The 24,655-nt window shown below is 51.5% G+C and carries 19 protein-coding genes; 9 read left to right on the forward strand and 10 right to left on the reverse strand.

What is annotated here, in order from left to right; all coding sequences use genetic code 11:
* Positions 1–19: 19 nt before the first annotated feature.
* Genes AB1611_08460 through AB1611_08470 form a run of 3 tightly spaced genes read right to left on the reverse strand, consistent with a single transcriptional unit; the run spans position 20 to position 2,305 of the window.
* Complete coding sequence (locus AB1611_08460; GenBank protein MEW6379628.1) at positions 20–634, reverse strand: TetR/AcrR family transcriptional regulator; 615 nt, start codon at positions 632–634, stop codon at positions 20–22.
* A gap of 38 nt (positions 635–672) precedes the next feature.
* Positions 673–1,449 (reverse strand): ABC transporter permease, encoded by a 777-nt coding sequence (locus tag AB1611_08465; protein MEW6379629.1) that lies wholly within the window; start codon positions 1,447–1,449, stop codon positions 673–675.
* A gap of 34 nt (positions 1,450–1,483) precedes the next feature.
* Positions 1,484–2,305: an ATP-binding cassette domain-containing protein gene (locus AB1611_08470; protein ID MEW6379630.1), complete on the reverse strand. Its 822-nt coding sequence runs from the start codon at positions 2,303–2,305 to the stop codon at positions 1,484–1,486.
* Positions 2,306–2,550: 245 nt separating this feature from the next.
* Between AB1611_08470 and AB1611_08475 the strand changes: the two genes are divergently transcribed.
* Positions 2,551–3,744: an MBL fold metallo-hydrolase gene (locus AB1611_08475; protein MEW6379631.1), complete on the forward strand. Its 1,194-nt coding sequence runs from the start codon at positions 2,551–2,553 to the stop codon at positions 3,742–3,744.
* A gap of 712 nt (positions 3,745–4,456) precedes the next feature.
* On the opposite strand, the gene AB1611_08480 is transcribed toward AB1611_08475, so the two are convergent.
* On the reverse strand, positions 4,457–6,100 hold the full coding sequence (locus tag AB1611_08480; protein MEW6379632.1) for a class I SAM-dependent methyltransferase: 1,644 nt from the start codon (positions 6,098–6,100) through the stop codon (positions 4,457–4,459).
* A gap of 260 nt (positions 6,101–6,360) precedes the next feature.
* On the opposite strand from AB1611_08480, the gene AB1611_08485 reads away from it, so the two are divergent.
* The 5 genes from AB1611_08485 (at position 6,361) to AB1611_08505 (ending at position 14,984) form a co-directional block, all read left to right on the forward strand.
* Entirely contained in the window at positions 6,361–10,359 is a 3,999-nt protein-coding gene (locus AB1611_08485; GenBank protein ID MEW6379633.1) for a DUF6079 family protein, read from the forward strand.
* Positions 10,360–10,386: 27 nt separating this feature from the next.
* Positions 10,387–10,548 (forward strand): nucleotidyltransferase domain-containing protein, encoded by a 162-nt coding sequence (locus AB1611_08490; protein ID MEW6379634.1) that lies wholly within the window; start codon positions 10,387–10,389, stop codon positions 10,546–10,548.
* A 679-nt stretch (positions 10,549–11,227) separates the two neighbouring features.
* Entirely contained in the window at positions 11,228–12,097 is an 870-nt protein-coding gene (locus AB1611_08495) for a hypothetical protein (protein MEW6379635.1), read from the forward strand.
* Entirely contained in the window at positions 12,084–13,733 is a 1,650-nt protein-coding gene (locus AB1611_08500; GenBank protein ID MEW6379636.1) for a fused MFS/spermidine synthase, read from the forward strand. The genes AB1611_08495 and AB1611_08500 overlap by 14 nt, the downstream gene beginning before the upstream one ends.
* A 192-nt stretch (positions 13,734–13,925) precedes the next feature.
* On the forward strand, positions 13,926–14,984 hold the full coding sequence (locus tag AB1611_08505; protein ID MEW6379637.1) for a class I fructose-bisphosphate aldolase: 1,059 nt from the start codon (positions 13,926–13,928) through the stop codon (positions 14,982–14,984).
* Between the two features lie 82 nt (positions 14,985–15,066).
* Here the strand turns inward: AB1611_08505 and AB1611_08510 are convergent, their stop codons facing one another.
* The 6 genes from AB1611_08510 to AB1611_08535 all read right to left on the reverse strand — a co-directional run bounded on the left by AB1611_08510 (position 15,067) and on the right by AB1611_08535 (position 20,461).
* Positions 15,067–16,869, reverse strand: coding sequence for an SLC13 family permease (locus AB1611_08510; GenBank protein ID MEW6379638.1), 1,803 nt, complete (start codon positions 16,867–16,869; stop codon positions 15,067–15,069).
* A gap of 18 nt (positions 16,870–16,887) precedes the next feature.
* Positions 16,888–17,523: a sulfotransferase domain-containing protein gene (locus AB1611_08515; protein ID MEW6379639.1), complete on the reverse strand. Its 636-nt coding sequence runs from the start codon at positions 17,521–17,523 to the stop codon at positions 16,888–16,890.
* Positions 17,524–17,650: 127 nt separating this feature from the next.
* Complete coding sequence (locus AB1611_08520; GenBank protein MEW6379640.1) at positions 17,651–18,121, reverse strand: HIT family protein; 471 nt, start codon at positions 18,119–18,121, stop codon at positions 17,651–17,653.
* 89 nt (positions 18,122–18,210) lie between these two features.
* Positions 18,211–18,921, reverse strand: coding sequence for a metallophosphoesterase (locus AB1611_08525; GenBank protein ID MEW6379641.1), 711 nt, complete (start codon positions 18,919–18,921; stop codon positions 18,211–18,213).
* On the reverse strand, positions 18,918–19,712 hold the full coding sequence (locus AB1611_08530) for a nucleotidyltransferase (protein MEW6379642.1): 795 nt from the start codon (positions 19,710–19,712) through the stop codon (positions 18,918–18,920). Before AB1611_08530 ends, AB1611_08525 begins: the two co-directional genes overlap by 4 nt.
* A 209-nt stretch (positions 19,713–19,921) precedes the next feature.
* Positions 19,922–20,461, reverse strand: a complete 540-nt coding sequence (locus AB1611_08535; GenBank protein ID MEW6379643.1) for a hypothetical protein — start codon at positions 20,459–20,461, stop codon at positions 19,922–19,924.
* A 470-nt stretch (positions 20,462–20,931) separates the two neighbouring features.
* Between AB1611_08535 and AB1611_08540 the strand changes: the two genes are divergently transcribed.
* From AB1611_08540 to AB1611_08550, 3 genes are all read left to right on the forward strand, one after another.
* Positions 20,932–21,447, forward strand: coding sequence for a hypothetical protein (locus AB1611_08540; GenBank protein MEW6379644.1), 516 nt, complete (start codon positions 20,932–20,934; stop codon positions 21,445–21,447).
* A gap of 199 nt (positions 21,448–21,646) precedes the next feature.
* Complete coding sequence (locus AB1611_08545; GenBank protein ID MEW6379645.1) at positions 21,647–22,078, forward strand: hypothetical protein; 432 nt, start codon at positions 21,647–21,649, stop codon at positions 22,076–22,078.
* Positions 22,079–22,294: 216 nt separating this feature from the next.
* Positions 22,295–24,598: a hypothetical protein gene (locus tag AB1611_08550; GenBank protein ID MEW6379646.1), complete on the forward strand. Its 2,304-nt coding sequence runs from the start codon at positions 22,295–22,297 to the stop codon at positions 24,596–24,598.
* The last annotated feature ends 57 nt before the right edge of the window (positions 24,599–24,655 follow it).

Raw genomic sequence — 24,655 nt, forward strand, 5'->3', positions numbered from 1 at the left:
CTCTCTATGCCCTGGGGAGTTATCTTTGAGAAGATTCATGTGTTCCGACGCTCTCACGGAATATCCGCCAGGACTCCTGTGCATGCCGTACGGCCTCGAACCTCCCATTGCTGAGATGCCAGAGAACCCCTGCCTGCTGTACCAGCCCCAGAAACATGATGGAGATTGTTTTGGGATCGATATCCTGACGTATCTGTCCTTCCTGCTGGCCCTGATGGATAATTTCGGCCACATTGTCAAGATAGCTGGTGATAATCTCATACACCCTGGCCTTCCTCTCAGGACGATCGACCGAGAAATCATCGGAGAAAATAAGGCGCGGAATGGCCTGGTTCTTCTGGACTATCTGAATGTGGCGCATCAGCAGGGCCTCAAGACGCCGCAGGGAGTCTTGAGTTTCTTCGCGGACTGCCGTGATATGGGCAAGAAACCTGTCCTGGATAAGGTCAAGCACAGCTTCGAGCAATTCATCCTTGTTCCTGAAGTGGCGGTAAATTGCCGATGGAACAATGCCGACCCGTTCGGCTACTGCGGCTACGTTCAAGTTCCTGAGCCCCTGGCTGACAACCAGTTCCATGGCTGCCTGGGCAATCTGCTCCTGCCTGATTTCAGTATTCAATTTCTCTGTGCTCATAGTATGAAACCTTGAGAAAAGTGGCCAGTGGCCACTCATCAAACAGCGGCATTCGGATACAGCTTCCCTCCAGCAATAACCAGGAATGTCGTACCAAGCAGCAGCACGGCAAAATCCAGTCCCAGCCTGGAGGTAGCGGTGCCGTTAACCAGCATCAATGTCCGCAGGGCGTCCACCTCATAGGTCAGCGGATTGGCTCTGGCTATCACCTGGAGCCAGCGCGGCATCATCGAGATCGGATAGATGGCATTGCTGGCAAAGAACAGGGGCATGGTCAGTACCTGGCCTACGCCCATGAACCGCTCGCGTGTCTTGACCAGGCAGGCGATAATCACGGAAAAAGTGGAAAAAAGCGCTGCCCCCAGAAGCACAATCGCCAGAACGCCCAAAAGTGCCAGGGGATTCCAGTTTATCTTCACTCCCAGCAGCAGAGCCAGGGTGTAGATGACAAACATCTGCAGGAGGCTGCGGATACCGGCAGACAGCGCCTTGCCCAGTACCAGGGCCGGCCGCGGAGTGGGACTTGCAAGGAGCTTGTGGACCAGTCCCAGATCCCGCTCCCAGATAATAGCCACGCCATAAAAAATAGCGATAAACAGCACACTCTGGGCCAGAATACCGGGGGTCATGAAGTCGAGGTAGCGCAGGCCCCCGGTAGGAATGGCCCGGGCACGGGAGAATACCTGTCCGAATAATAACAGCCACAGCGTTGGCTGGACCGCGCGCAGGATGAGCTCAGTGGGATCGTGGCGCAGCTTCCGTACTTCCAGCTCGGCAATGGTAAGGGTTTTTTTCAGGAAGCGGATAATCGACATCAGCGGATTGGCTGCACTGGCCGGGCAGGGCTGGTCAACCGAGCCGCCGTGCAGTGGTCCTTGTTCTTGAGGTTTCACAATAACTCCTTTTTGATTCGGCCTCCACCTCGTCCGCATCGGTATAATGGGCGAATACTTCGTTCAGGGTTGCATCGCCGTTTCCACCGATTGATGCCTTGAGATGGGCTGGCGTGCCGATGGCCACCACTTTGCCAAGGTGCATCACTGCTACCCGGCTGCACAGGGCGTCGGCTTCTTCCAGATAGTGAGTGGTCAGAAAAATGGTAGTGCCGTAATCGGCCATCAGTTGTTCGATATGTTTCCAGACCGCTTTGCGGGCCAGGGGATCAAGGCCCACGGTCGGCTCATCCAGAAAAAGCAGCCGTGGCCGGTGCAGCAGGGACTGGGCTATTTCCATCCGCCTGATCATTCCCCCTGAGTAGGTGCGCACCAGTTTATCGGCAGCCTCGGAAAGCCCCATGAAGGAGAGGGCTTCCCGCACCCGATCTTTTCGCTCTGACCGGGGCAGATCGTAAAGCTTGGCAAAGATCAGAAGGTTCTCGTAGCCGGTCAGGGTGCCATCGGCAGACAGAATCTGCGGCACATACCCGATCATGCGCCGCACATCATGAGCGCGGCAGGCAAGATCGCATCCGGCCACCATGGCCGTGCCCGAAGTCGGCGGCAGCAGGGTAGTCAGCATCTTGATGGCCGTGCTCTTGCCTGCCCCGTTCGGACCAAGCAGTCCAAATACCTCGCCGGATTCCACGCAAATGTTCAAGGCATCAACTGCCGTCATCTGGCCAAAGACGCGGGTAAGATTCCTGGTTTCCAGAACAGCCATTGTTATCTCCATACTATACTGCCCGGCTCCATATTCATTCACTTCGATCTCCGGGCATGGTGAGCCCTGGAGAATCCGGGCAGTGAGCTTGTGAATAAGCATTCACAATATAAACGAGAAAAAAGGTCTTGTCAAGAGGAAAGAAATGCTGAAAAATAGGGGGAGCGGTTGGCCTGTGTACTTGCACATCAACCGGTACACGGCATGAGGAGAGTAAAAATTTTATACCGTCAAGGTTAGAAAGGAGGATTTTGGGTATGGCAATACAGCAATTGACTGAAGGTGTTTATTGGGTTGGAGTTGTAGACTGGGCACTGAGGCATTTTCACGGGCATGAGCTTTCGACGCACCGGGGCTCGACCTATAACGCCTATCTCATTGTCGATCAGAAAGTCGTGCTGGTGGATACCGTATGGGGTCCCTTCCAGGAGCAGTTGATCGAGAACATCAGCCGGATTATCGATCCGGCTAAAATCGACATCATAGTGGCCAATCATGCCGAGGTTGATCATTCGGGAGGACTTCCAGCGGTCGTGCGGCATGCTCCGAATGCCCTGGTCGTGGTCTCACCGCGGGGCGCGGAAAGCATTGAAGGGCACTATCACCAGCCGTGGAATTTCAAGATAGTAAAAACGGGTGACAGAATCAATATCGGCAGCAGCGATCTCGTCTTCATCGAAGCCCCGATGCTTCACTGGCCGGACAGCATGTTCACCTATCTGACCGGCAGGAACGTTCTCATGCCCAATGATGCTTTCGGCCAGCATTATGCGACCGGCTTCCGGTATAACGATGAAGTGGATCAGGAGGAGCTTTTCGAGGAAGCTCTGAAATATTATGCCAATATTCTGACTCCATTCAGCAAGCTGGTCACCAAAAAGATCGACGAGGTTCTGGCCCTGAACCTGCCTGTTGACATCATCGCTCCCAGCCACGGGGTTATCTGGCGCAAGGATCCGGTCCAGATCGTCAGGAAGTACCAGGAGTGGGCTGCCCAGGTTCCCCAAAAGAGTGCGGTCATTCTTTATGACACCATGTGGGAAGGCACCCGGAAAATGGCCGAGGCCATTGGTGAGGGCCTGGCTGATGCGGATGTCCCTTACAAGCTGTTTCATATGGCGGTCACGGACCGCAATGATGTTATCGCCGAAATCTTCAAGACCAGGGCGGTTATCATCGGATCACCGACCCTGAATAACGGCCTTCTGCCAACCATCACCCCCATTCTGGAAGACCTTAAGGGCCTGAAGTTCCAAAACAAGATCGGCGCAGCCTTCGGGACCTATGGCTGGAGCGGAGAGGCGGTTAAACTCATCGAAGAGCACTTGAACCACTGCCGAATTCCGGTGGCTGTCCAGGGCGTACTGGCTAAATGGCAGCCCAAGGAACCTGAGCTGGCTGCCTGCAAAAATCTTGGGCGCACCATGGCCGCTGCCATCAGGGAGGGATGACCGCCTAACCGCAAAGCTCACCAGGGCAGCACGAGGGTATCAGACTGGCAGCTATCCTCCTGGTGAGCTTTGCGGGCTTCCGGTAACCTTTTCCTTGAGTGCCTTTCTTTGAGTGCCTTTCCTTGTGTACTTTTCCTTATTGCGCCATAGCCCCGGAAACCATGAACTAACTTTTCGGGAGTGGAGGACAGCTATCCCCCCATGAGAAAGGCAACGACTACATGTAGGGTGGGGCCGCTTTTTTGTCCCACCAAATACCGCACGCGATCTCTTTGCCGAGCCTATAATATTGTTATCAAAAATCAAAAAAGTATAAAATAATATTGAAATTTAAACTAAACAATAGTAAGTTATACTGTGAAGGGATACGGGTTCCAATAAATGAGGATTACTATAATCCCGATCATTTAAAGAGGTTGTTTACTATCATATTCCATGAGCCTGAAAGACAGGGTATTGATGATTGTAAGACTATACGGGACGTACGTAAATGCTACTTCGAAATAACATTGAATTTCATGGGATTTCTCCATGACAGGAAAAATAAAGACTGGCTGGCAGCAGAATTCTATCGGAGTTTGGCCAATGATTATCTCGTTCATGTTACCCCAAAAACGGAAAAAAGCCCGGGGAAGCATTTATCTTTTCAAAAGATAAAATTGACGAGATGATTGTCAGAACCTGTACAAGTTTATTGATGGATTTGTTCTGGTCAACGACAGTCACCCTCTGAATCGAAAAGAAGCATTTGTCTCGACTGATTGACAGACACTTTTGGCATAGCCGCTAAGATGCTATGAGCTGGTACATTTGCCAGTTCTTTCGGTTCGATCTTATGAAGTCCGCCTCCATAAACACGCCCCTTGCTCATTAATATATCGGGTGAGATTTCGTTGAGGGCCTTCCATACAGCTTTGAATAGTTCCAGGTTGCTCCCAAGCTCTTTTGCGAGCATTGGCTTTGGATATAACATGAGATACACATTGAGTACGGTAGCCTTAGAATGATTCAGAATAAAACGGAATGGATTACCGTTTTTTACTGATTGGCGACCCATATAGGTACAGAGAAAGGGTGCGGGAGGGCGGTTTTCTTGAGAGAACCAGGGATACCTATGCCTGCATAAGTAGCGATTATGAATACCTTTCTCTCTGCCGATTTGCAGGTATTCCCATAATGATGGGTAGTTTGCCTTTATATCGCTTTCTGGCCGATTGCAAGCCAATAAGAATAGTTGCTGAGCAGGGACAGGATCCCCATCGTCATCAGCTTCAATTTCATCCGTTAATAAATATCGGGGACCGGGTAATACCGGTATAAGAAACTCTGATGGTAGTTTATACTTCAAGGTCTGCTCTCGGGTAAGTACGAAGAACTTGTTTGCCCCTGTAGCTAAACCGCGTTTAATTGTAAACAAATCCGATAATCTGATCTGAGGAGAAACAGTTTTTACAGGAGAGGTAAAAAACGCATTAGTGCAACCAGGTGTTTTGGGGAAGTCAGTCCACTTTTTTGATTGATTAAGTGCTTTCAGTGGAATACGATGAGATATCTCCGGCTTTGCGAGCGTACCACCATAGCTAAAATCAACCACATGCTCCGCAGGTGCTTTTCCTTTTCTATACCAGATTACGGATGAGGATACATATGCATCTTGAAATTGTACATCGTCAGGATTAAAGCAATGAATCTGCAGGAGGGTTACTTGCGATGAGAGATATTGTTTAATCTGGCTCCCATAATTGACATCCATAAACTCGCTTGGGATCAACCATCCGGCCAGACCACTATTTGCCAGCCAGTTATGCGAAATTAAAATGAAGTAGCAGTATAGCCCAGCCAAGCCACTCATTTTCAAACCAGTTATCTGCTTACTGACCATCTGTAATCGTAATTTTTCATCGATAGGCAAGTGATGATGCCGCACATAGGGAGGATTACAGATAAGCAGGTTGGCTCTCCTATCATCCGAATCCGGTGCTTTTACCCTGGTAAAGTCTCCTATGTTGAGCTGTAATGGTGTATCAGCCCAGAGCCTTGCCGCCTCCTGCCCATAGTGGAGGTCAATTTCATAACCCCAGGCTTGAGCTATCTGTGATAACGGCCATGAGCGTAATAAAGCAGCATAAAACGAGCCTGTGCCAAAAGCAGGGTCAAGAAAACGGATTTGCTGATGTGGGGGCATCATTGTTTTGGCATATTCCAGTATATCTGTTGCCAGTATTGTTGGAGTGGCAAATTGACCTAGTTTGTTCCGTTCAGTCTGTGTTCTTTTGGAATCCAATTGATATTGAGCTGCAATCCGCTGCTTTTCAATGGGATCGTCTACGAAAGGAATTTCATTGGTTATGGCCATAACTTATATTCCCATTTCCGCCAGGTCATCGATATAGTATACTACGCTGTGTTAAGTTTATTCAATCTTTTCTTCATGATCAAGATGAGGTACGAAAATCTGAAAGTATGAGGCTATCTTTCATGTCCACCCTAATCTCTTTGTGCTTTTCCTGCTCTTTTTTTCTTTGTACTTCAGCCATCTTTATGATAAATTTATTAAATTGACCTAAAAAGCAAAGTTTCACCCTTTTTCGCTCCACAGGAAGGAATAAAAAAGCTATGCCGAAAATCAAGGATCTGATCCGGGTACCTGAAATCAGGACCGTGATCAGGCTGTCGGATGTTTATGATCAGGATCTTCGAAGGTCCATATTTCAAAATTTTGTCCTGACCAGGGAAGCGGCGGATATTCTCCAGAGCCTCCTGGCCTCGGTCCGGCAGGGGAGGGGGGAAGGGGCTTTTATTCAGGGCCACTTCGGTTCGGGGAAATCTCACCTGCTCAGCATCCTGAGCCTGCTGTTTCAGGAAAGCGATGCCTGGCTGCCCATCCTGGAGCAGAAGGCGGCTTTTCAGGAATACGCCGAGGCGCTGAGGAAAGAGCGCTATCTGGTGCTCGATATCTCGCTGGTGGCCAGCCGCACCACGGAGTCTCTGGAGGAGATCGTGCTCCGCCACCTCGATCGCAGGATTCATGGCCTGTTCGGCGAGAACCTGACCTTTCACGATCCGCAGAAGTTTGTGGCTGACATGAAGCTTTTGATCTCGCAGCACTACAGCAGCGAGTGGGAGGAATTCAGCCGGAAAAAAGGCGTCTCGCTTACAGACATTTCTCCTGATCTTCCGGAATCCGTAGCCCTGATTCACCGCTTTCTGGCCAGGATCAATCTGCCCTATCACCTGCGGTTCCACCGCCTCGAGGCTTTCAATCGTCTGGGGAAGCTTTTTGAGCAGCACCGTATTTGCGGTCTGATCATTCTCCTGGACGAGTTATCCGAATTCCTCAACTCCAAAAAGGAAGAGCCGGGTTTTCATGAAGATATCCGCTTCCTGCAATTTCTGGCCGAGGGGCTTCCCGCTGCCGCCGATGTTCCTGCCCTGTACCCGATCTGGGTAGTGGGCACGGTTCAGGAATACATCGAAGATACGGCCCAACTGCCCCAGGATCTGTTCAACAAGATCAGGGACCGCTATCCCCTTCGCCTCTCTCTGACCGGCACTCACATCGAGGAGCTCATCAGCAGCAGGCTGATCCAGAAAAATCCGGGAAGTCAGGAAGTTATCAGCGCTCTCTATCAGGAATACAAGCAGGCCTTCACCACCCTGCCCATTAGTGCAGAGCGCTTCCTGCGGCTCTATCCGGTGCATCCGGCAACCATCGATCTTCTGGACGATCTCAAGTCCCTGTTCTCCCAGCAGCGCGGAGTGGTGGACTTCATCTACCATCAGGTCAGGGGCGGTCCTGCCGCTTCCCAGCCCGGTATTCTGGAGGAGGAGGCGGATTTTCTGCTCACTGCGGACAGGATATTCGATCACTTCCTGCCCCGCATCCAGGGACGGGTGGAAACAAACCCCTACGTCAGAACGGTCTTCAAGTACTACACCAACGAGATGGCCAGGATCCTGCCGGATGAAGAGCAGCAGGCCATTGGTTTTCGCCTCATCAAGATCCTGATCCTTCTGGCCATCTGTCCGGTGAAAAAAAAGTATACTGCATATCAGCTTGCCGAAACCCTGCTTCACAAGGTGACCGGCCTTGAGTCTTCCATAAACTATGAATATATCCGGGAGATACTCGATCAGCTCTATCAGAAGGGCGCTTACCTGAAGCTGGTGGACAAGGGGGCGACACCGGCAGAGGATGTTCTGGCCATAGACCTTGAGGCGGATTTTCAACTGGTGGTAGCCAATAAGATCGAGAGCATGAAGCAGAGTGTAACCAGGGAGGATGCCCGCATCTTCTACCACCTTGGCCAGTCGGTGGATCTGATCCATCTGCCCCTGAGCCGTTTCATCAGCCAGGAAAGCTGGCCGCAGACCTTCAAGTGGCAGAACACCGGCCGTGAGGGCCGTATTGCCCTTGCCCGGCTCGATGAATTTCCACGGGAGGAGTTTCAGGATATCCTTCGGGCGCTTCAGCAGACCGAGCTTGATTTTGCCCTCCTGATCGGTCCGAGCCTTGGTTCGGAAACTCAGCGGGAGGCGGTTTTCGAGCATCTGGCACCGATCATCCCGCCAGCCCTCAAGCCCGTGGTTTTCTTCTGGCTGCCCGCCGAGGTCGGGGACAGGGAATTCATGCGGCTTGCTCTGTGCCATCAACTGCTGCGGGACAAATATTCCTCCGACCACACCGAGCTGGGGAGGCAGATTCATCAATACCTCGAAGGACAGGTCGAGGCCAATCAGAGCAGGATCAAAGAGGAATTCACCCGCGCCTATTTCAGCGGAACGATTGTCGATGGCTATCTCAAGCCGGTCGTGGACCTTGGCTCCCTTGGCACCCTCGCCTTCACCCGGCTTCTCGACACCCTGATCGCCCAGGGCCTGAACAGCCGGTTCCCCCGGCACAAGTCGATCGCTCCGGGTCTTGAGTATGTTCAGCGGGGGATTATTCAAGAGGCCATCGACACCTTTCTGACCAGGGGGGAGATCATCTTCGGCTATCAGGAGCAGCAGGGAGTCCGTGCCCTGATCGAGGGTTTTCTGCGGCCTATGGACCTTGCGGTACGCACCACCAGCGGCTTTCGCCTGCGCCTGGATTCCCGGAAAAACGCTCTCATCGCCCATGTTCTCTCCCTCATCCAGAGCGATCAGGAGCCGTTTGACCGGCTCTACTGGCTGCTGCGAAAAGGTGAGTGGGGCCTGACCCGTCTTCAGTTCGAGCTTCTTTCGCTCTCCCTGATCTTCGGAGGGCTTCTGACACCTTACAGTGGCCAGAAGCGAAAGCCGCTCGATCAGGTTACCATCTACAATCTGGACAAGATTACCGCCGTGGGCAAGGGCGAGTTGATTCAGCCGGAACTGCAGTCCCTGCTGCCGGAGCTTCCCTTTTTACCCAAAAAGCTCCAGGGAGAATATTCCCTGCCTCTCCAGGAGGAAACCTGGGATTTTTTGCGCAAATTCAAGGAAGAGGAAGAGGAAAACATCCTGATCGCCTCATCCCGGCTGTCCAGACTGGAGAATGGCCGCGAGTTTTCCGGCCTTGGCCGTGAGGGGCTCGATCGGGCCCGGAAGGTTCTTGGCGGTGTAGCCAGGCTGTGGGCAAACCTCGACCCCGGATTTTCCGCCAGGCAGGGGCTTTCGCAGTTCCTCGACCAGTACCGCAAGTCGCCGGAGCATGGGCAGGACTATAAATTATGGTCCGGTCTGCAAACCATTCTGTTGAAGAAATATGACCGTCTGGTGTTCATCTATCACTATGTCACCCATCCGGGGCTGGCAGTTCCCGAAGATCAGCCTGATCTTTCCACCCTGCACCGGGAGATCCTGGACCTTCTGGCCAATACCTATCTTTTCTTTTCCGAGAGCTGCTTTGCGGACCTTGAGGCCGGATTCGACCGCTTCTGCGAAAAGTACCGGCTGGCCTACCAGAAGGGACACCAGGATTTTTCTTTACCCGGCCTGTTTGCGCCCTACGAGGAGATCAGGTGCTGTCGTCACTATAGCATTCTGAAGCGGCTTTCCCGGATCAGCTTCATCTCGGTCAAAGACGACCCCGGCAGGGTTGACCGGATCCTGGCTGCTGTCTTGAGCCGGCGATGCGCACGCGATCCCCACGATCAGCTTGAGACAACTCCTGTCTGCTCCTGCGGCTACAGGCTTGGCCAGCGGCCTGATTTACCCCCGGTGACCGAGATCGGGTCATTGCTGGAGCAAGGCATCAGCCAGTACCTCGAAGCCTTTCAGGAGGAGGGATACCGGCAGCGGATCATCCCCTATACCCTGACCCTGGAAGAGATCGGACGGCGGGCCGAAGCGGAACAAATCCGGCAATTACTGGACCTTGGCCGGGAGAATAGCGGACCACGGGGAGTCGCCGGACTCCTTGACCGCCTGGATGAGCTTCTTTCAGATCAGGTCATCGAAGCCCTGAATGAAGCCTTCCTCGGCAAGGTAAGCGTAGTCCGCCGCAACCTTGATCAGTTGTACGAAAACCTGATCGACCGCCAGTTCCCGCTGGAAAAGCTGCAAGACCTTTTCCGGGAGTGGATCATGGGAGGCGAACGGCTGGAGGGGCAGACATACATCAGGATCACCGGGAGCAGGGGAGGGGATTTATAGCCATGATTAACGAAAAATTACTCCAAGGTGATCAGGCTTTGGCTGAAAATGGTCAGAAGGCTGGTGGCTGCATTTTCACCGGAGCGGATTTATCTTTTCGGCTCGCGGGCACGCGAAGAACAAAGGACTGACAGTGATTATGATCTCATGATGATTATCCCGGCATCCTCTCTGCCCAGGTATCAATGAGAGCAAAAAGCTTTCCGGGCACTGTGCGGCCCTGGTGTTTCCAAGGAAGTGATTGTGCTCACCCGAAATGAATCTGACTCCAGGCGCTCTGTTGTTTGTTCGCTTCCGGCTACTGTCGAGCGGGAAAGGTACCTATGAGTTAAATCAATAGGTTTCTCCAATACACCATAAGGTGACAGAAAAACCTATCCATTACAAGGCCCTTCCAGGGCCAATAAACATGCCACCGCCTCTGGCGGTGGTAGTTGACTGATTTGCTGTTCTATTGACAGCAAGAATAAATTAATATACAATAAAGAGCTTTTTTACAGGTGAAAATTGCCAGGAGCCTGGGCATATCAAATGTTCCTCATCCCTGCAGCAATTTCGGATGTTCCCCATGTCCCTTTTCTCAATGAGGAGGGTGAAAATAACCATCACCCCCACCCAGCCTCCCCCCTCAAGGGGGAAGAGAATAGTGGATGCTCCCATACAAGATGGGGAACATCTGGGCAATTTTCCCTTGCTTGGTGTTATGGCATAAATGTGCTATAATATATTGGCATAAATGCCGTTTCAGCCCACGGTAAATTTACCATTCAGCTCCTGATTAATCCTGATTAAGAGGAGCAAAGCGGCTATCACCAGAAAATATTATTCCAATCCAAACAAGAAAGGCTCAACAAAGGAAGGATTAAAAATGGAAGAACAACAGGAAAGAGAAATACCGAAGGGAAGATGCTTCTTCTGTAATTCTGCCTTCAGCAAGACAGAGATGACCAGACACTTATCCTCGTGCAAGGCAAGGGCAGCTTCCGAAATGGCAGTCCAGAAGAACAAAAAGGCAAGCAAGAACAAAAGCTTTCATCTTCTGGTGGAAGGACGCTACCAGCCTGAATACTGGATGCATCTGGAGGTAAAAACCAAGGCTACTCTCGATGATCTGGATGAATTCCTCCGGGATATCTGGCTTGAGTGCTGCGGGCACATGAGCGCTTTCACCATCGAAGGGCGAACCTTCGTCTCAGGGCCTGACCGGGACAGCGGCGAAGAGGGATTCGATATCGAGCTGGGCAGCATTCTCAGCCCCAAGATGAAATTTTACCACGAGTATGACTTCGGCACCACCACGGACCTTTCGCTGAGAGTCCTGTCGGAGCGGGAAAGCAGCCCTGGCGACTGGCCTGTTCGACTGCTGGCGAGGAATGAAGCCCCTCAGATAAACTGTGAGGTATGTGGAAAACCGGCTACCGTGGTGTGCAGTCAGTGTATCGACGAGGGTGAGGGGTGGCTGTGCAGCGAGTGTGCCGAAGACCATGAATGTGGTGAGGAGATGCTCCTGCCGGTGGTTAATTCGCCGCGAGTCGGAATGTGCGGCTATACCGGAAACGGAGATGACGAGGAAGATCTGGACTGGGAAGATGAAGATGAAGATGAAGACTTCTTCGATGAGGAAGAGGATTACGGCGAGAACGGCGAGGATGACGAGGACATATTCGGCGACGATCTGATATTCGAGGAAGAAGAGGAAGACGAAGAGGATATGTTCGAGGACGATGAAGAAGAGTGATCCCCCGGCCATGTCCTCGCAAAGAGGCGGAAATCGCCTTGTGTCCGGAGAGACGCCAAAGACCCTGCCATCGGCCAGGCTGAAAGTCCTTTTGATCGTCACACCCCTGGTCACCGGTGCGGCGGTGATGATGATCGAGCTTCTTGGCACACGGATCATCAGCCCGTATTTTGGGGTCAGTCTGTATGTCTGGACCTCGCTGATTACCGTGACCCTGGTAGCCCTGGCTGGCGGCTACTGGTGTGGCGGTCATATAGCTGACAGAAAAAAGAAGGCTGGCTTTTTGTACCTGCTGATTTCCCTGGCCGGATTTTTTCTGCTCTTCATTCCCGGACTGAAGAAAACCTTTCTGGTCCTCTCCTCCCATCTTGGGCTGAGAGTGGGCAGCCTGGCAGGTTCGTTTCTGCTGTTTTTTCTTCCGCTCTTTCTCCTTGGAGCTGTAACTCCTTACCTGGTCAGGCTTTATGCTCATGATCTCGGGCATATCGGCAAGGTTGTCGGCCATCTTTACGCCATCTCCACGGCCGGCAGTTTCGCGGGCACGGTTTTGACCGGCTTTGTGCTTATTCCCCATTTTAAAAACGAATCGATTCTGCTCCTTGTCTCAGCCACGCTTTTGGCTCTTCCCCTGGCTTACTGGCTCTTTTTCCGGGAAAAAAAAGGGGCCAGCGGCCTGCTGCCCGTAATTCTGGCAGCCCTTGCTGTCCCCATAGTGCTGAGCAGGCTTCATGCCGGACCGCAGGGTGATCAGGTAATCAACCAGACCCGGTTTCATATCGTAGCGGAGGAGAACTCCGCCTATGGCCAGATCAAGGTGATCGATGCCAATGACCGCTTCAGGATCCTGGTCCTGGATGGTCTCACCCAGAATGCCATCGACCTTTCGAGCGGCCTCTCCGTCCATGCATATACCTATGCCTTGCAGCTTATTGCCAGGTCTTACAACCCCGGCGGAAGGACAGCCCTGGCCATCGGTCTTGGAGCGGGAACTGTCCCTTCCGAGCTTCGCAGGGATAATTTTGTGGTCGATTGCGTCGAGATCAATCCGGTCATGGCCAGAGTGTCGGAAAAGTATTTCGGCTTTAACCCCGCTGGCCTTAATCTGGAAATTCAGGATGCCAGATACTTTGTCAGAAACTGCCGCAAGAAATACGACCTGATTTTTCTCGATGCTTTCAACGGGGATTCCGTTCCTGAGCATCTCCTGACCCTGGAAATGTTTCAAGACCTCAAGCGGCTCCTCAATCCCGGCGGAGTCCTGAGCATCAACTTTTTCGGCTCCCTGGCCCCCGAACATTCGTTCGGCACCTGTTCTCTGGCCAGGACTCTGCAGCAGGTCTTCGTCCAGGTGGTTGCCTTTACCAATCTGTCGGCGGACCAGATCGGGGGCAACATTTATTTCCTGGCTGCCGATGAGCACAAAGACCCCGGTCGGCTGATCGAGATTGACCGCAACCGCTGTTTCTATCCTCTCTATGATGAGCTGAGCAGCCTGGGGGAACACAAAATCGACATCAAGGCAGATTCGGGCATCATCCTTACGGATGCCTACAATCCAATCTCTTTCTATGATGCCGGCACCAGGGAAAAAGTCAGGGAAGGGATGCAGTCGCTGCTCGGAAAATTGCTGCTGTAGGCGGCTGACAAGCTTCTTCGTCACACCCCCACCCCCTACTTCCGCTCCTCCTCTGGGCTTACCTCTGTGTCTTGAGTGGTATCCTTATGTCTTTGTCTTTTGTCTTTGTCTTTTTGTAGTATACGCAAGGAAATTTATTCCGAGAGTTATGTCATGAGGATATAGAATGCAGAGTAAGGAGGATTACCTAGTATGGAACGATTCATAGAACGGATTGAGGAATTGCTTGGTGATGAAACATCGCTTTTGACCTATTCATGCCGGGGGATTTCAAGAGACAGGCTTCATTTGCCCGGCCCTGATTTTATCGAGCGGGTGCTGGTGCCGACTGACCGGCCGGTTGCCACGCTCCGGAATCTTCGGTGGATGTTCAACACCGGACGTCTGGCTGGTACAGGGTATCTATCCATCCTTCCCGTTGACCAGGGTATCGAGCATTCGGCAGGTTCTGCCTTTGCTCCCAATCCGGATTATTTTGATCCGGAAAATATCGTCAGGCTGGCCATTGAGGGAGGATGCAACGCTGTTGCCTCAACCTGTGGGGTACTGGGTGCCGTAGCCCGCAAATATGCCCATAAGATCCCTTTCATTCTCAAACTCAATCACAATGAGCTGCTGTCATATCCAAACACCTATGATCAGGTGGAGTTTGCCAGTGTAGACAAAGCCTTTGAGATGGGTGCGGTAGGAGTCGGGGCCACTATCTACTTCGGTTCGCCGGAATCGAGGCGGCAGATCGTTGAAATTGCCCGGGTGTTCGAGCAGGCCCATGAACTTGGGATGTTCACCGTGCTGTGGTGCTATCTGCGCAATTCGGCCTTCAAACAGGACAAGGATTACCATAATTCCGCGGATCTGACCGGGCAGGCGAATCACCTGGGCGTGACCATTCAGGCTGACATCGTTAAGCAAAAGCAGCCGGAAAACAATGGCGGCTATCCAGCTCTGAAGTTTGGAAAGACGGATAAGAGGGTCTATTCGGAGCTGGTGCCGGACCATCCCATTGAATGGACCCGCTATCAGGTGGCCAATTGCTATATGGGACGGTCAGGGCTGATCAACTCAGGCGGCGAATCGCTCGGCAAGGGTGATCTTGGCCAGGCCGTGCGCACGGCAGTAATCAATAAGCGGGCGGGCGGTACAGGGCTGATTACCGGGCGAAAAGCTTTCCAGAAGCCGTTGAAGGAAGGAATTGCCCTGCTGAATGCGGTCCAGGATGTTTACCTGGCAAAGGAGGTGACGATTGCCTGAGCGCACCACGGCACCAGGAATGGGCTGCCCGTCAGGGAGATGGATGGCAAAATGGTGTCTGGCGGGGCCTGTGAGCCCCACTTTAAAACCCGTAGAGGGGGTAGATCAGGGGTACGAGCAGCAAGGTCAGGATAACGGTCAAAACGACCAGGGGGAAGCCAAGGCGTACATAGTCACGGCCGCTATAGCCGCCAGGCCCCATGACCAGCAGATTGACCGGATGTGAGAAGGTGGTGAGAAAAGAGGCAGAGGTAGCAATGGCCACAGTCATGGCAAAGGCACGCGGGTCAGCTCCGACGTGCAGCCCGGCACTAATGGCAATGGGGCCGATTATCAAGGGGATAGCAGCACCGCCAGGGATAAACTGAGTAAGCACGACCGTAAGTCCGCAAAAACCAGCCAGCAGAGCAAACGGCCCGAATCGGCCCAGGGTGTCTGTGAGGAGCCTGGCCATAAGGTGAGCGGCGCCTGTTTTATTGAGAGCGGCCCCTGCGGGCAGCATTCCACCGACGAGCACAATGGAGCGCCAGTCAATGGCTTCATAGGCATCATCCATAGTGATCTGGCGGGTCAAAATTAGCAGCGTGGCACCAATAAAGAGTGTCTCGGCCACCGGGAGCCACTGCGTGGCGGCACAGGCAAGCGCAGCCGCAATAATCACCAGGGCAACCCAGGACTTTCCAAGAGGCGGTTGTTTATCCTCTTTCCTGCCCAGGACGATTAAATCATGGTCAGTTTTAAGCTGGTTAAGACGCGCATGCGTACCCTGGAGAAGCAAGGCATCGCCAAACTGCAAGGGCAGCTCTTTGATGCCCTGGCGGATTGGCTGTCCATTGCGCCAGATAGCGAGTACACTTAAGCCATAGCGCTGGCGAAACAGTATCTGGCGCAGGGTCTTATGGGCCAGTGACGATCGCGGAGTGATGATGGCCTCGACCAGGCCAACCTTTTTCGGCATTAACCTCTCACGCTGGCCATCATCGCCTGACTCTGCTTCCAGCCCCAGGGCCGTGAGCTTTGCTGCCGGACAGGAGGGGGTGAAAAGAAGGCGGTCATGCACGGCCAGTTGTTCTTTCGATCCAGGCGTGAAGATTACCTGACCGCTGCTGCGGTAGATGGCCACGATATTTATATCCAAAACCTTGCGCAAGCCGCTGGAAGCCAGCGTAGAGCCAACCAGGGGCGAGTCAGGCAGAACGGAGGCCATATGAAATTCACCTTGAAGCCCATAAAGCTCAGCCAATGGTATAAATTGGCCCTTCTCCTCCGGGGGCAGGAACATTTCAGATGAGGCGGGAAGTAATCGCGGGGTCAGCCAGATCATGACTGCCAGACCGACGACAGCGACAGGGCCGCCGACAGGGAGAAAATCGAGGAGCCCGAAAGCAGGCAGGCCATGATTTCTGAGTATGGATGACATTACGATATTGGAGGTCGTCAGCAGGGTGGCCATGCCTGCCAGTTGCGTGGCAAAAGCCATAGGCAGCAGCAATCTTTTTGGGCTGGCTGATACCCTGCGCATGGCGGAGATACCGGCGGGCATCAGCACAGCGGCAGCAGCAATATTATTCATGAAGAGGGAGAGGAAAGCAGCGCTCAGGGAGATGGAAAACAATAAGGATCTTTCACTGTGGCCGGTTATCCGCACCAGGAAGGCACTCAGGATTTCACCAAGACCTGTTTGCCTGATGGTTTCTGTAATAACGAAAGCGGCCAGGAGCACAATAACCGCTGAGCTGGTGAATCCACTGAATACCTCCCCCCAACTGATGACTCCGGTGATAGAGAGAGCTATCGGCACCAGCAGGGCCACCAGGTCAGGGCGCAGCCAGCCGCCGATGAACAAGACAGAGGCTGCCAGCATTATACTGAGGACGAGAACCATAGGCTCACTGGGCAATACTTATTTACGGTTGCGATAGAGGCTGGGGTCGACCACCCCGGCCATTTTTCCCCTATCGAGGTGTCCACCCAGAAATCGATTGATTTTTTCAACCTCTTCGGCAGGGCTTTTCAGCAACTTACTATGGTCGATGAAGAGAACTTTAAAATGAGGTTCGTGGTCCAGCATATATTTTACCTTGCGAAGATGGTTTTCATAATTTTGAATCATCTTTTCGTCACCCGCCGGGTCATCGATGGCCACGCCCCTGTGGGCAAGCATTTTATTTTGAGAGGCAATCACTTCCTGAAGGTTACGTTCTATAAAGATTACCTTATAGTTGTTATTATTTGGCAGATGCTCCAAAAAATAAGAAACGATCTTGACCGCTTTGCCCCTTAATTCAGCTAACCATGCTTTGTCAGTACCTTTGTCAAGCTCTTTCACTTTCTCCAGTTCATAGTAACCCTTTGGATTATCGGTATCGGCAGTACGCAAACCATCGGTAACGACTTGCATGCCGCCAGCTTCCAATATCTTCATGAGCATGGATGTCCCGGAACGGGGCAGTCCTGAAACAATAACAATTGGTTGGCCATATTTAATTCTTCGGTAAAGGTACACTATCTTATCCTCTCTCCATAAATAGAAAAGCATTCATTCCTGAACGAGAATAACTGGAGAATATTATACAGGGATACGGGTAAAAGTAAAGGCAAGAAAAGATCGCAGCTCAGTGCATGGTGTGGGAACTGACCTGGCGATCCCTCAGAACGATGGGCTGTCAGGGGGGCTGCTCTTTCAACTTCTTCAATGCCGTCTGAATGGCTTTCTGCGTAGTGAGAATGCTGCTCTGACTCTGGTAGGGCTGGCGTCGCCAGACGAATCCCCGGGTAAACAGGCCGTCTTTTTTCCAGCGGGGAACAACATGAATGTGAAGGTGCATTACCCTCTGACTGACCCGGTTATTGATGGCGATAAAGGAACCATCGGCTTTCAGGCCCAGTTCAAGAGCGCGGGCCAGAACCTGGGCCTGGGAGAAGAGTGGCTGAATGAGATGGTGCGGCAAGTCAAGAAAGGTTTCATAGTGCTGCCTGGGAATTACCAGGATATGACCTCTGAGCAGGGGCTGATGATCGAGGAAAGCGAGAGTATTTTCATCCTCAAAAATAATGAAGCTTTTGACCTCGCCCCGCATGATCCTGCAAAAAGTGCATTCAGATTCTATCCGCTCAGAGATGTTTATATTTTCCATAAGCGGTGTTAATCCCAACGTGTTATGATAATTCAGTTATCAGTTTTTACTGACCACTGGCCACTGACCACTTTTCCTCCTGACCACTCTTACTCTCCCACGGTCAGCAGGCAGTAGGCGCGCTGACCGAAGCGGCTCTGAACAAAGCGGGAAACGTTGTGAACCGGAATCCCCCCTGGCGTAAAAGCGTGCGGCGAGCCATGGTGGGCGTGCGCATGAACAATCACATCCACGCCGTGACGGTCAAAGACATCGGCAAAGAGTGACGATCCGAGAAAAGGGTACAGTTCGACTTCTTCGCCTGCCAGTGTCTCCTTGATCGGCGCGTAGTGCATGGCCGCTACCCTGAAACGGCAGTTCAGGTTCCCCAATGCCTTATCTATCCGGGCGGCTTCGTTGATGCTGGTTTTAATGAAATTTTTCAGAGCCTGCTCGCCAAAGGGCTGGACATGCAGTTTTCCGAATCCGCCGCAAAAACCTTTGGTACCGACAATTCCCACGTTGTTGATTATGCAGGTATTCCCATCCAGAACACAAATGCCGCTTCCTCTCATCATTCTGGCCAGGACTTCGGCCTGGTCGCTCTCATGGTCATGATTTCCGATGACTGCAATTATCGGCAGGGAAAAAACGCTGAGCTCATCCAGGAGAACTTCCATCTCCCTGATCTGCCCCAGATTGGTGATGTCGCCTGCCAGGATCAGTATGTCCGCTTCGCGGTCAATCCCCTTCAGAAGCTGCCTGATCATTCCGCTCGAATCAGGCTTGCAGTGCAGATCGCCGATGGCGGCGATTCTCATAGACGCTCTCCCTTATCGTTGACCAGGGGAATCAGGTTGCATCCGTTTTCAAAGCCCCACTCCCGGCAGTCCACGGCAAAGGCGAACGGATCGAGCAGCATGCCGCGGAACGCCTTCGGTCTCTTGGGCTTCGACCAGCCCTCCCGCATCTGCTCGAACAGGGCAGCCAGCAGTTCCTTCGGCAGGTAATCTGAATGGGAAGGATAAACAAAATCAAAGAGGATCAGATAGATCAGCAGTATCTCCCGGTTGTCTTTCAGGTGAATGAGCACCCGCTGCCAGTCAATCTTTCCCTGAACTGCCAGCATAAGATGGACAATATCTGCACCGTCAAAGCGGTCTCTCTTGAGCATATAAACTTTGGAGGCGATCAATTCCTCCACTGCGGCCAGTTGAGTCCTGACGCCCATGAGCTCGGCAGGCTGACAGTATTCGAACCATGTCCCGTCAATCGGGAATTGGCTGCTCGATGTTCCGAAAATAAGGTCCATGAGGTACGGCCTCTGGTGCACTTTGGCCAGCCAGTATACATCCCGGACCTCGGTCTCGAACCCGGCCCTGCTCAGGGCATTGAGGGCTTTTTTGACATCGCCCGGCTGGAGAAAGATGTCCAGATCCTTCGTATCCCGCCAGATGCCGGTATAAGCATATACGGCAAAGGCCCCGCCCACCACGTACTCGACACCTGCCTCGTTCAGGATGGTCAGCCAGCGGGTAAACACGCTTGCTTCTTCAGGCGTAATCCGGATGTTGCCTATGGTTATCCGATCTATCGGCAGTTCTCTGTTCATCTCCTGATTCGTCAATATGTTCCCCTTTAACCGATGAAGTGATTATGAGAAAGTGTAATTACTTTTCGGCTTCTTGGCGGGAAATACCCTCATTGAACCATTCAAGAGATGCACGGCGGAAGGGTGGGGCTGCTTTTTTACCCCACCAAATACCGCACGCGATCTCTTTGTCGAGCCTAACTGGCCGCGGATTTGCGCGTCGCGTACTTTTAGTCCTGGGACCCTGCTGAAGTCTTTCGAATAACGACACAATCCTCACCCTCGATGGGAGTTCCATCCAATAGGGTACCCGTGATTGTCAGCACAGCTATATCGTCGTTGCCGAGCTCTCCGATGGTGGACGCCACTTCCGGAATATTAAACTCGAAAACCAGATCATCCATCCCGTCTTCTCCATTGATGGTGCAGTCGCAGACATCCTGGCGGTCAATGACCGGTGCGCTTACATCTTCTTTCCGGTAATTGACGGAAGAGACTCCTTCGAGCTGGACGGTTTCAGGATCGATCCTGGTTACATCCAGGTTGTCGGTGCCAAGGATGGCGACCGGAATGGTGCGCCGGCTTTCCACATCGAGTGGATTGGGGCAGTAACCGGGCTCGATATCGACTTCAACCTCTCTGACTTCCTGAGTTTCCATCATTTTCTGGGCCAGGCATATGTGAGATACAAGATTGCCCCAAAATGGCATAATCAGCAAAATAAGGAGCAATGATACAACTCCAGCCAGGATTTTCCCCGTAGACTCCATTTTTATCTCCTCATTATCAGAATCCTTCTCTGGTCGAACGCCGATTCTATATATATCTTACATATATATTTCGGCTATTTCATTCTTTTTTTCTGCAATATTCCATAAGGACTGCATAATCCATAAGGATTTTATAGCACAATCTGCATGGTCAGACAATCCGATGATTGAGGGCCAGTGTGAAATAAATTGCTTATCAGGTTGAAAAAAATTTCACAATTTTCCCGGAAAAAGTCTTTCTCCGGGCCGCAGAGTTACCTGAGCACTTGCCCTTATCAGAGGGATATTTATTTGACTTTACGATACCAATTGACCGTATAATGGTTTTATTTGATAAGCGAAGTTCAAGAGAATTATATGGCATAGAGATTGCAGCTTCTCTCAGAAAAGGCAGCGATTGTGAAATATCATTGTATTGTGAAATATCATTGTATAGGTATAGCTATTTTGAAATGGAACTAATCGAAACTATGAGAACAATAGTGATCAGTCCTTTTCTTCTGAGAAGGACCAGAGTCTCTTCCCTGGTTCTGGGTGTGTCTCTCATAGGATTTGTGTGCCTGCTGAGCGGGCTCGACGCCCCGGAATACATCCGATGCAGGCATATTGGGATCTGTGAATTCCTGGAAATCTGCGGGGATGTAGGTGCTCCTCAAAAATCGAAAGTTATCATGGAAGCCATTGGCAGATTTACTCATCAGAGCTTATCCTCCAAGGTCTGTTTCGGACAGCCTCCCTTCTTTTTGCCATACCCGGGAAAGATCATTCATCTGACAGACACCGCCAAACTCCAGGGTGATGTTGTATGGAAATTCGATCAGATGCTGGACCGGTTTTTTCATCCTGTCCACAAAGCATTATACCCTCCTCTCCTGGGAGAAGGGAGTAAGGTTTTAGCCGGTAAGGAACAATTTTCTCCTTCGCCAGGAAGCGGCTTTTCTTCGCAAGCCTTCCTGATCAAAACTATTGCTGTTATCAGATGTTGAATCATTCATCCCACCTGCAGGCATCATTGAATTAACCTCTGAAGATAATTTTTGTATTGTATTATCGAATACATGCTTTTCCAAAGCATAACTTTTTGGCTTGCTGAGAATACTCAATTACTTGCGTAGCTGGTATTGAGATAAGAAAGCCCTGTTACCTATGGTGAAGCTCCAGAAATTCTTTCTTTTTTCTGTGATATTGGCGGCTGTTATTTGTGGTCTGGAAGCCCTGGATGCTCCAGCCTATGTCCATTGTCGGGATATCGGAGTCTGTGAGTTTCTCGAGATACCGGTGATTGTTGACGACTTTGCCGAATCGCCGCAGATAACTGCCTGGAATGAGAGGTCTGGCATTATTTCCAGTCAGTTACTGGACCTGCTGATTGATGGAATCAGCAGGACATTGCCTGGTCTATCCGCTTGCCTCTATGCACGAAACAAGAGGGATTATCTGGATTTCAGGTATCATTTTTCAGGTCATTATCGAGAGCAGAGACAAAAGGCTGTACATTTTTGGGATACTTACCGGCTGAATACCGCTACTTTACACTCCAGGTATGCCTTTGATTCACAAGGTTATATACTTACACCAACCCTTCAGATTATTGCAGCTTCCGTAATTCAATCCTGAACCGACACTTCAGGCAACTCCAGGCCGAAAAGGCTGTCTTGTGTTCCCCGGCAAATCCGGCCTGACAAAAAGATTGTTTAACATGGGCATGCACAAATCAAGGTTTGGTTAAGTTAATTTTATGGGAAAGGGGGGTAAGTTTCATAAATTTTCACTAACTTTTTGAGGTTTGACAGGTTTTTTAAGGTTAGAAGTGATGTAAAGGAGAAAGGAAAGATGAGGGAAACAGGTAAGTGTATCAGGTTATTATTATTAACTTTTTTCACAACCGCTCTTGTATCGCTGCTCTGGAGCGGCCGAGCTACTGCTCAAGATCATCCTCCGGTCCAGAATGTGCCGTCTCAGTTTACCCAGCAGACCATGGTCCCTATCCAGTTGCCGAATTATAATGATCCCGCTAATCCAACTGGCGGCGATATCCTGATCGACAACTTCGAATATTGGGATGATGCCAAAAATCATGGCTGGATTTCCTGCGAACCAGACTATCCGGTGTGGGGATATGGAATCGGCTATGGACAAATCCTGACTGTCATGGATTTTCAGGAAGGGAGCCGGGTACTGGATGTATATCGTCCGGTTTCGGCTTTCCTGCCATTTACCGAGCCCCCATTATCGAATCCCCTGGCAGATCGGCTTCGGTACATGCCATATACTATCATAAGACCGCTGAACATTAACTTTGGCACATCAGGCCCCCACAGCCTGTTGAGCTTTAAAGTCAGAGCTCCTCTTTCCGTAGAGCAGTTCGATACGTTCCGTGTCATCGTTGATGTTACAACTTCTCTCGGCGGTTTTGCCCGTATCGTTTTTATCCCCAGGGAACGATCTGTGGGCTGCACTTTGACCAGTGTGGATAGTGTAATCCCCAAAAACGCCAATTGCAGCACAATTGCAGCCAATTCCGATGTCATTGAAGTATATCTGGGCAGGGAATTCCAGGATAGCACCTGGCACCTGGTCAACCAGAATCTGGACGACATCCTGGCTGCTTATGTTGGTACTGCCCCAGCCGAATCCATTACCGGTATTACCCAGATCATGGTCAGGGGCAATCAGTACCGGCTGGATGATATTACCTTCTCACAGACCCGGCCCGATGGTCTGGGAAGCGCTCAGGGTATAGGATGCCCTTACCTCTATAAGATTGGCCCACTTTTTGTCCAGTTGTTTGCGCCAACGCAAAGGCTCGTTTTTGCCGAAGACCACATGGGTAATATCTACGATATTCTGAACAACCCCGACGATATTACCATTGCCTACGCACAAGATTCACGGGATGGTTTTGCGCCTGAGAGTATTTACTGGCTCGATAAAAATGCAGGGACAACCCACGTTGCCGAACCGGATCCTCTCAATTGGACTGACGCGGAAATTCAGGCTGCCAAGGCCCGGGTGACGGCTGCCGGTCTCAATCCGGCATCTCCGGTACTGGCCGATCAAACCATGAGGAGAAGGAACTTGGGTAATCTCAACCATGAAGAAGATATGCTGCAATTCAGGGCTTTTATCGGCGGCGGCAGCGGTTCCGGGGCATTCACTCAGACTCTGATCAGACCGCTGGAGATCGTTCCCGGAAGCGGGAAACCGGCATACCTGCCTGCGTATTACCACTTCGGGAAAGAAGAACCCCATATGGCTCCTCATGGTCACTGTATCGGTACCTGCCACGAATCCGAAGGAATGTACTATTTCTTGCCGGCCAGAGTTGCGTTAATCGAGCAGGCTTTGCTGAACGCCGGCTACAGGTTCTGGCCGAACGTGGCCGTTCTGGAGTTCCAGCCGCAGGTTCTTGAGGACCTTATTGTTACCGTGGAAGTGAGCAACGGTCTGAGCAGAGATATCGAGACCTTCCCTGTTTCCGTGGTCAACTATCCGGTAGATAATTTTCCTCCAATCATGGAAGATCTCGATAACCAAATCGCTTATGTAGGAGAGACTTTTTACTATCCCATTACCGCCAATGACCCGGATACCTGCATCTACACAGGCACGGGAACTCATCCCAAGGCTGACCAGTTCGGCCTGACCTGGAGCGCGACCATTGCCGATCTTCCTGCCTATATGTATGGGCCATGGGCAGAATCTCTGATCAATCCCCGAAGCGGCGAGATCATGTTCACCCCGCAATTCGAAGGAGTTTATGCGATCGTGGTCAGGGTTGATGACCCCCGAGGTTTTTTTACCGTCAATCAATTTGAGGTTTATTGCGTCAATCCGGGAACATGGCTGAACCATCCGCCGGTTGTGCTCGGTGACTGGGATCATCCGCAGGTTTGCCGTGCCGGCGAGCTGTTCGTCCTGGATTCTGAAATTGACGTTACTGATCCTGATGGAGACAGAGTGTATCTGTCCTGTAATATCGGCTCCATCGGCACGGATTCGAATGGAAATGTAATCTGGTCGTTCCAGACTCAATTCCCTGGTTTCTATGTGGTTGAGATTTTTGCTCTGGATGGCCGTGGAGGGTTTACAACATTCACCATCGACCTTGAGGTCCGCCCCTGGTGGGCAATCTAGGTTGATCGGCCTTTGGACCGGCCTTATTGACCGGATCCATTGCCGATTTCGTCCCTA

The organism is bacterium (genome assembly GCA_040755755.1).
Classification (GTDB): Bacteria; SZUA-182; SZUA-182; order DTGQ01; family DTGQ01; genus DTGQ01.